This is a genomic window from Colwellia sp. SU-HH01217, assembly GCF_057543495.1.
This window is the reverse complement of record NZ_BAAJLX010000001.1, coordinates 79,268-92,485: the sequence shown is the minus strand read 5'-3', so window position 1 is coordinate 92,485 and position 13,218 is coordinate 79,268. Positions and strand designations below refer to the sequence as shown.

General features: G+C 36.9%; 8 protein-coding genes. 3 read left to right on the top strand and 5 right to left on the bottom strand.

Going from position 1 to position 13,218, the window contains the following annotated elements; genetic code table 11:
* Positions 1–192 precede the first annotated feature (192 nt).
* Positions 193–1,560 (bottom strand): leucyl aminopeptidase family protein, encoded by a 1,368-nt coding sequence (locus AC27G3_RS00310; RefSeq protein WP_487117825.1) that lies wholly within the window; start codon positions 1,558–1,560, stop codon positions 193–195.
* A gap of 62 nt (positions 1,561–1,622) precedes the next feature.
* Entirely contained in the window at positions 1,623–1,961 is a 339-nt protein-coding gene (gene fdxA / locus AC27G3_RS00305; RefSeq protein WP_487118669.1) for a ferredoxin FdxA, read from the bottom strand.
* A gap of 201 nt (positions 1,962–2,162) precedes the next feature.
* On the opposite strand from fdxA, the gene AC27G3_RS00300 reads away from it, so the two are divergent.
* Complete coding sequence (locus tag AC27G3_RS00300; protein WP_487117824.1) at positions 2,163–3,806, top strand: NAD(P)/FAD-dependent oxidoreductase; 1,644 nt, start codon at positions 2,163–2,165, stop codon at positions 3,804–3,806.
* 44 nt (positions 3,807–3,850) lie between these two features.
* Here the strand turns inward: AC27G3_RS00300 and AC27G3_RS00295 are convergent, their stop codons facing one another.
* The gene (locus tag AC27G3_RS00295) at positions 3,851–7,519 is read right to left on the bottom strand and encodes a response regulator (RefSeq protein WP_487117823.1); all 3,669 of its coding nucleotides are present in this window, start codon (positions 7,517–7,519) and stop codon (positions 3,851–3,853) included.
* Positions 7,520–7,709: 190 nt separating this feature from the next.
* Between AC27G3_RS00295 and ggt the strand changes: the two genes are divergently transcribed.
* On the top strand, positions 7,710–9,482 hold the full coding sequence (gene ggt / locus AC27G3_RS00290) for a gamma-glutamyltransferase (protein WP_487117822.1): 1,773 nt from the start codon (positions 7,710–7,712) through the stop codon (positions 9,480–9,482).
* A gap of 93 nt (positions 9,483–9,575) precedes the next feature.
* Here ggt and AC27G3_RS00285 read toward each other — a convergent pair whose 3' ends face one another.
* Entirely contained in the window at positions 9,576–10,157 is a 582-nt protein-coding gene (locus tag AC27G3_RS00285; RefSeq protein WP_487117821.1) for a TetR/AcrR family transcriptional regulator, read from the bottom strand.
* Between the two features lie 301 nt (positions 10,158–10,458).
* Positions 10,459–11,886: a coniferyl aldehyde dehydrogenase gene (locus AC27G3_RS00280; protein WP_487117820.1), complete on the bottom strand. Its 1,428-nt coding sequence runs from the start codon at positions 11,884–11,886 to the stop codon at positions 10,459–10,461.
* A 409-nt stretch (positions 11,887–12,295) separates the two neighbouring features.
* Between AC27G3_RS00280 and folD the strand changes: the two genes are divergently transcribed.
* Positions 12,296–13,153: a bifunctional methylenetetrahydrofolate dehydrogenase/methenyltetrahydrofolate cyclohydrolase FolD gene (gene folD / locus AC27G3_RS00275; protein ID WP_487117819.1), complete on the top strand. Its 858-nt coding sequence runs from the start codon at positions 12,296–12,298 to the stop codon at positions 13,151–13,153.
* Positions 13,154–13,218: the final 65 nt, after the last annotated feature.

Genomic DNA, 13,218 nt, shown 5'->3' with positions numbered 1-13,218 from the left:
GTACTATTATGATGAAGTTTAGTGTGAATCATCCTCGTAAACTAAAAAGACTACCTATTTCAGTTGAAATATTACTGCTTTGTTTTTTAGCTACGACTGTGTGTTTAGTCTTCTTATTTACTTAAAACCCGTAATGTTTAAAACAGTCTTGCGACTGTTTTAAACGAGTTAATTTGTGTTTAACTAACTTTTTTATGAGTATTTTTCTTGTAAGTAGTCGAAAACTGCTCGAATACCGAAAGCTTCTCCACCCAGTGGACGACCCGATAATGCGCGAATATTAAACGCCATAACGTCGAAATGAACCCAATTAGTTTCACTTTTTACAAATTCTTGTAGGTAAAGCGCAGCGGTAATTGCACCACCAAAAGGTACTGTTGCACAATTAGTCATATCAGCAACCGAGCTTTTTAGTAAATTGCGATAAGCTTTATATAATGGCATGCGCCAGACAGGATCATTATTCATGTTACCTGCTTGAGTAATACCGGTAGCAACTTGATCATTAGTCGAGAAAAAGCCTGGTAACTCAGTACCTAAGGCAACACGCATTGCGCCTGTTAACGTGGCAAAATCGACGATTAATTCTGGATCATCAGCATCCGCTTCTGTTAACGCATCACATAAAACTAAACGGCCCTCAGCGTCGGTGTTGTCTATTTCTACGGTAATACCTGCACGTGTGGTAATGACATCACCAGGTCTAAGAGCATTACTTGATACCGCATTTTCTACGGCTGGAATAAGCACCCGTAAATTTATTGGCAAGTTATGCGACATAATTAATTGGGCTAACCCTAAAACATGAGCAGATCCTCCCATGTCTTTTTTCATGTTACGCATGCCTGAAGCAGGTTTAAGATCTAAGCCGCCACTGTCAAAACACACGCCTTTGCCAACTAAGGTTATTTTAGGGTGCTTGCTATTGCCCCAAGTTAAGTCAATTAATCTAGGAGCATGTACACTCGCTCGTCCAACGGCATGTATCGTTGGATAGTTATGAGCGAGTAGGTCATCGCCAATAATTTGATTAACTTTACCTTGGTACTGTTCAGCCAAATGTTGAGCGCATTCACCTAAATTAATCGGCATCATGTCTACAGCAGGTGTATTAACTAAATCTCGAACAAGTGCCGTGGCTTGTGCATATTTTATAGCGCTATCAACAAGCGCTTGATCATTAACGGCTAAACAAGGAGAAGCTTTATCTTGTGAATTATTAGAAAAGTAGCGATCAAATTTATAAGCGCCAACTAACCATGAAAAGCAAATAGCTTTGCGGTGTTCAGCTTCAGCTTGTAGTACGTATTGTTTAGGTGGAAGTTGTGTAATTAAATCACCACAAGCAAAGAAATCAGTAGCATCATCGACTACAAATAACGCTAAGGCAAGTGCGCCTTTAGCATCAGGTAATATTGCTAACCCATCTCCTTTGTAGTGACTGTTCGTTAACCATTCTTGATTAAACTGGTTTTGCTTTATTAACCAGTTGTTATAATTATCTTTGTTAATAATAACAAGTGGTATGCCACTGTTTTCAGAATTAATTAAGTGATTCATGAGCTTCCTTGGTAAGGTTAAAGGGGATGATGAAAATATAGAAACAATAGTTTAAAGAATGTTTACTCGCTAGCTTTGCCAAGATCTAAGTAATTTATTTTGTTGTTAACTCCATCCCATGTTTTTGCATCATCTGGTGGCGCTTTTACTTCGGTAATGCGTGGCCAAACTTGTGAAAGTTCAGCATTAAGTTCAATAAAGGCTTGTTGATCTTCAGGTACTTCGTCTTCTTGATAAATAGCACCGGCAGGGCATTCAACAGGACACAAGTCGCAATCAATACAGTCAGTTGGGTTAATAACTAAAAAATTAGGACCTTCAAAAAAGGCGTCAGCAGGGCATACCGCTACGCAGTCGGTATATTTACATTTGATACAGTTATCTGTTACCACAAAGGCCATAGGTTGTGCGTTATCTCTTGCTAAATAAAATAATGTTAAGTTGTCGATCATACCTTGGTTCAGACGTAATACCAAACAGATTACCTTATTTTAAAATCAAGATTAACTAAGATTAAAGTAAATTAGTTTCGTATCTTAGCTCCGATACGTTAAAATAGCGCCCGATATTACCTTATTCAAAATTGTACTACTGGATTCACTATGTTGCGCTTAACAGATATAAAACTCGATCTTAATCACCAACCCGAAGAGTTACGTCAAGCTGTGCTTGATAAACTTAATTTAAGTGATGAGCAACTTATCAATTTTACCGTGTTTAAACGGGGCTACGATGCACGTAAAAAAAATGTGATCACCTTAATATACACCTTAGATATTGAAACACCTTTAGAAGCCGAGTTATTAACCACATTTGAAAAAGATCATAATGTGAAAGCCACGCCTGATATGCGTTATAACTATGTTGCGCAAGCGCCAGTAGAGATTACTAAGCGGCCCGTAGTTATTGGTTTTGGTCCCTGTGGTTTATTTGTCGGTTTAGTGTTGGCGCAAATGGGGTTTAAACCAATTATTCTTGAACGAGGTAAAGAAGTGCGTGAGCGTACTAAAGATACCTTTGGTTTTTGGCGAAAAAAGGTACTTAATACTGAATCGAATGTGCAATTTGGTGAAGGTGGCGCAGGCACTTTTTCTGATGGAAAACTCTACAGCCAAGTAAAAGATCCTAAGCATTATAGTCGTAAAGTATTAAACGAATTTGTTGAAGCAGGTGCACCAGAAGAAATTTTATATGTTAGTAAGCCACACATTGGTACCTTTAAATTAGTGACTATGATTGAAAAAATGCGCGCTAAAATTACTGCGCTTGGTGGTGAAATTCGCTTTAGTCAGCGTGTGGATGAACTGCACATAGAAGGTGAGGGCGAAGCAAGAAGAGTTACTGGACTGACATTGGCAACGGGCGAAGTAATAAAATCCAACCATGTGGCGTTGGCGATTGGCCATAGTGCGCGTGATACTTTTAAAATGTTGTTTAACAATGATGTATTTATTAAAGCTAAGCCGTTTTCAGTTGGCTTTAGAATAGAGCATGAACAATCTGCTATTGATTCTGCTCGTTTTGGTAAACATGCCGGACATGAAATATTGGGTGCAGCCGATTATAAATTAGTGCATCACTGTAGTAATGGACGTTCTGTTTATAGCTTTTGTATGTGTCCTGGAGGTACTGTTGTCGCTGCTGCATCCGAAGAAGGGCGGCTAGTTACCAATGGTATGAGTCAATACTCACGCCATGAACGTAATGCCAATAGCGCAATTGTGGTCGGTATTTCGCCTAGCGATTACCCGCTTAAAGAAGGAAAGGAAGATGTGTTGGCGGGTATTGAGTTGCAACGTCGGTTAGAAGAAAAGGCTTTTAAATTAGGTGGCGAAAATTATGATGCGCCAGCACAATTGGTTGGCGACTTTATCGCGGGTCGTGCCAGTGGCGAGCATGGCGAAGTTGTTCCATCGTACAAACCAGGCGTAACCTATTGTGATTTGAGCCAAACACTACCCAGTTATGCTATTGATGCGATTAGAGAGGCGATTCCTGCATTTGAGAAAAAAATTAAAGGTTTTGCTAATAGTGATGCGACGTTAACAGCTGTTGAAACACGTACCTCTTCTCCTATTCAAATTAGCCGAGATAAGCTATCGTTTGAGAGTGTAAACACTAAAGGGCTTTACCCCGCAGGTGAAGGAGCTGGCTATGCTGGTGGTATTTTGTCAGCTGGTATTGATGGTATTAAAATTGCCGAAGCAATGGCGTTATCTATGCTCAAAAACCAAGAGTCGAGCTAAATTTAGCTCCCTATTCTGCTCATAGATGCTTGGGGCTGAGCACTTTAACCTTGATCGCTCAGCCAGCGAGTTATTTCAGCAATTAATAAGTTACTTTCGTTCGTAAACTCTTCCATATTTTGTGTTATCGCATCGATCCCTTCTTCTTTTAGCGTTAACTCCATAGAGGCAGCTAGTGCCTGAACATTCATCCCGCCAATATTACCTGCAGAGCCTTTTATAGAGTGAAGTGAGAATTTGATTTTCTCTTTATCTTTTTCAGAAATCGCGGTGTTTAGTTCATTAAATTTTTCTGTGTTATCTTCGATATAAGCATTAATCATCATGCTCATAAATTGTTGGTTGCCATTAACACGTTTTGACAATGAGGATTGATTCCAAACTAGATTCTTATTTGCTTGATCCAATGACATTTCAGCTACTGCTTCTGTTTTGTCATTAATGGTTTCAAGCACTGGGTTATCTCCATTATTTTTATCAACTTTCAACCAAGTCATCATCATTTTATGAACTGTTTCAGGTTCTATGGGTTTAGATAAGTAATCACTCATTCCGGCAGCTAAACACTTTTCTTTATCACCTTGCATTGCATTTGCTGTCATAGCGATAATTGGAATTTGTTTGTTCATCTCTTCTGCTGCGCCAAGCCTAATTTGTTTAGTGGCTTCATAGCCATCCATTTCAGGCATTTGGCAATCCATAATTACTATAGAATATGGCTTTGTATCTAGGGCTTTTTTTAATGCATTAATTGCTTCAATGCCATTGGCACTTACATCAGCAGTCAAGCCCATTTGTTTTAAAATACTAATAGCAACCACTTGATTTATACGATTATCTTCAACGAGCAATATGCGAGTCTCAGCCGGCCAAAGTTGCGGTAATTGTTGAATATTTTGTTTAGCATCAACAGAGTTAAGGTAGTGATGTGTGACTAAAGGCTTAGCGCCTTTTAACGCTTCACCATTATCAGCTACTACAGAAAGTGCATTAAATATATCGACCGTGGTAGCAGGTTTAGGGAAGTAGGCGCTAAAGCCAATATCAGCGAAATACTGGGCATCTCCTTTCTCCCCCATAGAGGTCATCATAACGAGCTTTATATCATCAAAAAGTGAATTTTTTCTTATTTTTATAGCTAAATCTGCGCCGTTCATTTCAGGCATTTGCATATCAAGAATAGCGATATCAAATAATTTGTTGTTATTATTTTCGATTAGATTTTCGCAGATGGTTAGTGCTTGTTGGCCATTTTCAGCCTCGGTAACTTTTGCTCCCCATAAGTTTAATTGTCCCCGTAAAACTTCTCTGTTGGTGGCGTTATCATCAACAATTAAAATATGTAACGATGAAACATCTATTTTAGGGACTACTAATTGAGACTGTTCACTCTTTTCAACTTGTAGGGTGAAAGTAAAGCAACTGCCTTCACCATCACTGCTTTCGACATGGATATCACCGCCAAGTAACTGACAAAATTTCTTGGTAATGGTTAACCCTAAACCTGAGCCTCCATACTTTCTTGTTGTAGAGGCGTCAACCTGGCTAAAAGCATCAAACATATTTTGTTGTTTATCTTTTGGAATGCCAATGCCTGTATCGGATATACTACAGCGTAATTCCATTAAGTTAGTTTGAGGTAAAGGATTAAGCTTGGCTGTTATTACTACTTCTCCGGCATTGGTAAATTTAATTGCATTACCTACAATATTGGTAAGTATCTGTCTGATTCTACCAGGATCAGACTTCACCATAGAATCCTCGACTCCTGTTAAGTCTAAAATAATTTCTAGATTTTTTTCTTGGGCATTTAGCGCCATAGACTCTGTGAAGTCGCCAAAGAGATTACGGACATTAAAATCTAAGTATTCTAATTCAATCTTTCCTGCTTCTACTTTCGAAAAATCGAGAATATCGTTGATTAAAGTGAGCAGAGCATCGGCACTAGACTTGGCAATATTAAGTTGATGGTGTTGTTCTTTAGATATTTTGCTATTGAGCAATAACCCTAACATTCCTAATATACCATTCATTGGTGTACGAATTTCATGGCTCATATTGGCTAAAAATTCAGATTTTAATTTAGCCGCCTCTTCTGCTTTATTTAAAGCGGCAATTCTTTGCTGATAAGAAAGGCTAATATTTCTACTAATAATAATTAATAAAGCGATAACGAGTAAAGTTAATATAAGGGCGAGAGTGGCAGTAAGATAAGATTCTCTGTTCTTTTCTATTAATACTTCATCTAACTTGTTTTGCATGCTTGTTGCTATGTTACTTTCAATGTCATTAATAATTAATTGTTTATCGATAATTAATTTTAATGTTTGGTTTGGATCGTATTCCCATAAACTATTTTGAAAATATTGTAGCGCTAGACTTGCTGGCTTATCGTCTATTGCGACAATCTTGTCTATTTCGGTCACGCTCAAACCTGATTCTCGATATTTTTTTATTAATAAAATTTTTGCGTTATATTCATTCATAACTTCATTAAAAGTATCTAAATATTTTATTGCTTTTACATCGTATTGAAGAATTTCTCGTAAGTTATTAGAAATACCCACAATTTTTTTATGTAAGGTAACAAACGAATTAAGGTATTCTTCATTACCTCTTAATAAATAATTTTTAAATTGGTGGATTAAGCCGTTATAGCCTAAATAAGCTTCGAGTTGGGCTGATAGTTGTTCGGTTTTTCTTTCTTCAAGTGCCTCTTGTCGAATAAGTGAATCTTTAAAGGTTTTTTGATTAAGTATTTGTAAAATATCATCTTTATACTCTTCAACGAGAGAGGAAGTGAAAATGTCGAAGTAAGTTTTTTCTTGATTGTTCTTTAATCGAATACTGCGCTTTAATGGCCTAATATCCTCATCAAATTTATCATGTTTCGCGTTATAAGTTGCTGCAGTTAACACCACGCGATTAACATTGATAATGCTTTTTATTTTTATCAAGGTGAGAAAATTAACATGCCGCTTATTAATGTCTTTATTGATTATTTGTTCAGAAAAAGTGTTAAGTCTTGACAGCATATCTTTATTTGAGGCTACGAAAAAATTGATAATGTACTGCCAAGTCACTGAGCCATCATCAACATTTTTTCGCATGAGAGCTAAATTTTGTTCAAACGTTTTAATATAGGATCTTTCTATCCGACCAACATAGACCCCTTTATTTAATAAAAAATCTTTTATTTGGGGAGATAAGTTGTCGACTAGCTTACGCTGTGCCTTTAAATCTTTTTTAATTGAGTCATCATTATTTATTAGTAGTAACATGCTCAACTCTATTTCTTTATTGTAAGCATCAATAAAGTTGCCAAAAGCAATGTCAAAATCAACAATAACTTGAGTGAATTGCAAAGTCGCAATTTGATTTTGCTTTTGAATAACGATATTAAGCATTAATGAAATAGCAATAATTAAAGGAAGCCCTGCTGAAGTAACTAACTTATTTCGTAAATTTGCTTTATTTGATAACACACCGGAGTTACGTTTTTTAATTGTTAAATAAACAATTGGGGTGATTGATAAGCTAAGTAGTATCGTGCGAAGAATCGTTTCAGAGAGTGCAGGGAATAGTGTGGCTAACCACGGAATTAGATGTGCGATTATAAATTCGATACAGCCTATGCTAATTATTAATATCAGAAGATATATAAAAATTGAATAGGGATTTTTTTTATTGCTTTTTAATTTTTCTTTTATCACAAAATATTCAACAATAATACAAAACGTAAATTATATATAAAATAATAGGCTTATATGCAAATTAAGTAAATGAATAAACAAGTAAAAACGGGAATGGCTTGAGTATAGAATTTCTAATGGCGTATACTCTTCAATCTATTAAACGATAAAGTTAATGTGTAACACACTATTGTATGCAATGGAGTAATACTTGAATAAAAGCGAACTTATTAAGTCTAAAACAACTGCAACACTACTATTTTTCACCTTTGTTTTGTTCACGTTGATGATACAAAGTCGAGCAGTGCTTGCTGAAGAAACCATTTCACCCCCTTTGTTAGTTGATTACCGTGATATATTTCATCCTACTATTGCGCGTAAAGGGTTAGTTGTCAGTCAAAGTGAAATAGCGAGTAATATTGGTGCTGATATTTTAAGTCGCGGCGGTAATGCGGTAGATGCCGCTGTAGCTGTTGGTTTTGCTTTAGCTGTTGTTTTACCACGGGCAGGAAATTTAGGTGGTGGTGGTTTTATGCTAGTGCATTTAGCAAAAGAAAATAAAACTATAGCTATCGATTATCGCGAAACCGCACCAGATGCTGCCTATAGGGACTTATTTTTAGATGAAAACGGCGAACCCAATAAAGCAATGGCATTAGATACCTTAGCGGCTGCTGGCACACCGGGAACTGTCGCTGGGTTACACCATGCTCTTAAAAAGTACGGCACTATGTCATGGGCAGATGTTATTGAGCCTGCCAAATTAGCGGCAGAAAAAGGCGTTGTTATTGACGATGATATGCAAAGTTTAATTGAGCGTTCAGCTTATTATTTACGGTTAAATGCTGAAGCATGTCGAGTTTATTTTAAAGAAGGCTGTCAATCTTATAAGAGTGGCGAGACATTAAAACAGCCAGATTTAGCTAATACCCTAACTTACTTACAAAAAAATGGTCGTAAAGGTTTTTATCAAGGCGATATAGCCCATAAAATTGTTGATGCGATGGAAAAAAGTAATGGTTTAATGACATTAAAAGATTTAGATAATTATCGTGTAAAAGAAGTTGAACCTATTCGAGGCACATACCAAGGGTATGAAATTGTTACCATGCCGCCGCCAAGCTCTGGTGGTGTTCATCTTATTCAAATGTTAAATATGCTTGAAGCGCTGCCGCTAGACAATGTGGCTCAAGGTAGTGCTAATCTGTTACACTTTCAGGCGGAAATATTCAAGCGTGCCTACGCTGATAGAACCACATATTTGGGCGATCCTGATTACGTTGAAGTACCAGTGAAAGGTTTAATTGACAAACGCTATGCTGAAAAATTAGCTCAAGGGATTAGTGCTGATAAAATTACCCCTTCTAGTGATATTAAAGCGGGCGATCCTGCTAGATATGAAAGCCCAGATACCACTCATTTTTCTGTAACCGATAGCCAAGGTAATGCTGTGAGTAATACCTATACGTTAAATCATTATTACGGTAGTGGTATTATTATTCCTGGCACGGGATTTTTCATGAATAACACCATGGATGATTTTTCAGCAAAACCAGGGAGTCCAAACAGTTACGGATTAATTGGCGGTGAAGCTAATGCTATTGAAGCGAATAAACGTCCATTAAGTTCAATGACTCCTACCATTGTACTAAAATCAGGTAAGCCATATTTAATGACAGGCTCTCCCGGTGGCAGTAAAATAATAACCTCAGTGTTTCAACAAATAGTCAATATTTTACATTTTGATATGAATGTCGCTGAAGCGACAAATGCACCGCGTATCCATCATCAATGGCAGCCAGATATTTTATATGTAGAGCATGATGTTCCAAGTGATACCGTAGAGCTTTTAAAAGCAAAAGGGTATACGGTAAAAAAATCATCATCGCTAGGGAGTTTGCAATCTATTGTGCTTAAAGGTGGTGTGATGTTAGGTGCAGCTGACCCTCGTCGCCCAGGCGCTAAAGCGGTTGCTGCGAATTAATAAGCATTCTTCAGTATAAGTTGTATAGATTTTATTGAAAAACATCAATTAACTATCGTTAAAAAACGGTATTTAATTGATGTTCAATAGAAGCTAGATAGAAAAAGCTCGCCAGAACATTTCAAAAATTGCCTCTCGATGCTTGGCATCATGCGCTAGTTCAGGGTTGTTTGCTAAGTAAGTACTACTATTAATAAATTGCCCATGAGCATTATCAACCATTAAAGCTATTGGGTAATGGGCGATAATATTGTGTTGCTGACCAAATAAAATAAGTTGCGGTAAATAACCAAACTCTTCTTCGAGTATTTGAGATTTAACTTGCGCTGAAAGCTGTTGGTATTGACTTACTTGTAAACAAAATTGTTGCTTATCTGCATTATTAATAGCCCAGTTAATTGCTTCATCCCACACGGTTCTCGCTTGCTTTTTTAATTGTGCTTTATTTAGTTGAAAAGGTGTAATTTGCAATGAAAAATCTTGCTTAATATTTTTATATAAAGCTAATACAAGAGCTTCTTTAGAAGGAAAGTGATGAAATAAAGTGCCGTTTGCTACGCCAGCATGTTTAGCAATAGATGCGGTTGATGTTGCATCAATACCTTGGCTAACAAACAAGCTGAGTGCACTATTGAGTAGTTGTTGTTTTTTGTTGATAGTTACTTTTTTATTCATCTTTATTGAATCAATCAGTTGTCGTTTATATATAAATAAGTGTTAACGGGCGTTTGGTTTGCACTAGCTAACCTGAACTCGGTTTAAGAGATGGTTAACAGTTTGAAAAATAGGTAAAGAATTATTTTACTCCACTCTAGCTTGATAGTTTTCCTTAATTCAAGGCAAATTTCGCGTCAATAGCTAGCCTATTGCAAGAAATTTAACGAAGAAGTAAGGAAAAATAGCTGCTAGAAAAATATTTGTTAAGCCGAGCTCAGGTTAACTAACCTGGTTAACACTCAAGACAGCTTGATGGTATTTATCTCATAAACATTTTTAACATCATTTTTTGTATAAAACCGCCATAAGGAGGATGCACCAGTTTACCTGTATTTAGCTTGCCACGAGATAATACCGTTTTTGCTTTTGAGAAGGTCAAAAATCCTTCTTTTCCGTGATAATGACCCATACCTGAATCACCAATACCACCAAAAGGCGCATCATCTGCCGCCACATGAAAGACAGTTTCGTTAATACAAACACCACCAGAGTGCGTATTACTTAGTAAGGTTTGCTGTGTTTGTTCGTCAAAACTCATAATATAAAGTGCAAGAGGGCGAGGGCGTTGGTTTATATAATCAATAGCTTCGCTTAAACCCGAATAACCAATAATGGGCAAAATAGGGCCGAATATTTCGCCCTGCATTAATAACATATCGTCTGAAGTGCCAGTGACTAGTTGGGTGGCTAATTGACGAGACTCTCTGTTAATTGTTTGGTTGTTGGCAGGCGTTACCGTAGCACCTTTTGCAACAGCATCATCAAGCCAAGAAAGTAAACGGCTATGCTGAGCTTCATTAATAACATTACCGTAATCTGCACTTGTTGATTGCTTACCATACATTTTTTGGAAAAGGGATTGATAAGTACTAATAAAGTCAGCGATTTTTTCTTGTGGACAAAAGATATAATCAGGGGCGACACAAATTTGTCCAGCATTTAAACATTTACCATAGATTATACGTTCCACGGCAGTTTCAATTGGCATATCGTCTGCAATAATTACCGGTGATTTACCGCCAAGCTCTAAAGTGACAGGTGTTAAATTATCAGCTGCCGCACGCATCACATGCCGACCGACAGTTGTTGAACCAGTAAACAGTAGATGATTAAATGGCAGTGCAGAAAACGCAGCAGCAACCTCGGCTTCACCTTCGACAACAGCTACAGTATTAGTGTCAAAAATGCTCGCAAGTACTTTTGTGATAATAGTATTTGTTTCAGGGGTGAACTCAGATAGTTTGATCATGGCTCTATTACCTGCGGCAATTGCAGTAATTAATGGGCCAATTGACAACATAACCGGAAAGTTCCAAGGTACCATTATCCCAATAACTCCTAGAGGTTGATAATGGACAGTCACTTTCGCTGGTGATAATAATAAACCTGCATGACGGCGTTGAGGTTTCATCCACTTTTTAAGGTTCTTAATTGTGTAATTAATATTCATTACACAGGGAAGAATGTCTGATATTAACGTGTCCTGTGTTGATCGCTGACCATAGTCTTGATCTAGCGCTTTAACCAACTCGTCTTGATGTGATAATAAGGCATCTTTAAGTTGTGTTAGTTGGCTAATTCTTAACTGTAAAGATGGAGCAGGAGCAAGTTGATATGCCGATTGTTGATTAACTAATATTTCTTGTAAGGACTCTTTGCTTAACTTTATTTCAACGGACATATTCATGCTTCTCCATGGTTAATATAGCTGATTAATTACTATGTTATTAATCAGCTATTTGTTACTTATTAATAATATAGTTACGACTGACTGATTAGTCGGTCTAGTTTGTTTATTAAACACTAATTTATTGATGAAAACAATAGTTAAGCTAAGTATAGCGGGAGTGACTTTATAACAAGTTAATTATTAATGTTACAAATCAAAAAGAGTGTCGATATTCTTTACTATAGAACTAAATATGCAATTTCCATTTTAATGTTGAATGGCAATAAGTTTAAAAACTGCACTGTTATGCCTTTTTCGTATTTTAAAGCTATTATTACCTGTTGCTGTTACCTTTATTTTCATGAACAATAGACTATCTGAAGTATACGCCAATCAATTGTAATTTAACGCTATTTGAGACTTTGAAATGATCATCGATGGTAAACAAGCCGCGGCAAATTTACGTGCCGAATTAGCTGTTGAGGTTAAAGCCCTTCAACAAGAAAAAAATATCACACCAAGTTTGACTGTCGTGCTAGTAGGTGAAGATCCTGCCAGCCAAGTTTATGTTCGAAATAAAGTTAAACAGACTCGCGAGATTGGCATGATCTCAAATGAAATTAAGCTACCTGCTAACACTTCACAAACAGAGGTGTTAACTATTTTGGAGCAATTAAATAACGACCAAAATGTACATGGAATTTTAGTACAATTACCATTACCTAAACAAATTGATGAGAGCACAATTATTGCCGCTATTGCACCAGAAAAAGATGTTGATGGTTTTCACGCAATGAATTCAGGCCGGTTAGTTAACGGTGAAGATGGAGCACTTATTCCGTGCACTCCTCAAGGCTGTATTATTTTAGCTAAACAGCATCTAGGTAATGATTTATCTGGTCAACATGCCGTGGTGATTGGCCGTTCTAATATTGTTGGTAAACCTGTCGCTCTATTGTTGTTACAAGAAAATTGTACGGTTACAGTAGTGCATTCTCGTACTAAAAATTTAGCTCAAATATGCAAACAAGCAGACATATTAGTCGCCGCGGTTGGACGACCAGAATTTGTTCAAGCTGACTGGGTTAAATCGGGCGCGACTGTTATTGATGTTGGCATTAATCGTATTGAGCGTGATGGTATAGCTAAGCTTGTTGGTGATGTCGAGTTTGCTGGTGTATCTGAAGTATGTGATGCTATTACTCCCGTACCTGGTGGTGTAGGGCCGATGACTATTGCCTGCTTATTGAAAAATACAGTCACAGCTGCAACACGAGCTAGTTAGTTATTTTAAATTAATTTTGTTTAACCTCATTTAATTTAGGTTATTTAAACACGTATAATCATGTA

Bases quoted from the DNA above. Each gene is read 5' to 3' on its own strand.
- AC27G3_RS00310 (WP_487117825.1), bottom strand. From the start codon at position 1,560: ATGAATCACTTAATTAATTCTGAAAACAGTGGCATACCACTTGTTATT.
- fdxA (WP_487118669.1), bottom strand. From the start codon at position 1,961: ATGGCCTTTGTGGTAACAGATAACTGTATCAAATGTAAATATACCGAC.
- AC27G3_RS00300 (WP_487117824.1), top strand. From the start codon at position 2,163: ATGTTGCGCTTAACAGATATAAAACTCGATCTTAATCACCAACCCGAA.
- AC27G3_RS00285 (WP_487117821.1), bottom strand. From the start codon at position 10,157: ATGAATAAAAAAGTAACTATCAACAAAAAACAACAACTACTCAATAGT.
- AC27G3_RS00280 (WP_487117820.1), bottom strand. From the start codon at position 11,886: ATGAATATGTCCGTTGAAATAAAGTTAAGCAAAGAGTCCTTACAAGAA.
- folD (WP_487117819.1), top strand. From the start codon at position 12,296: ATGATCATCGATGGTAAACAAGCCGCGGCAAATTTACGTGCCGAATTA.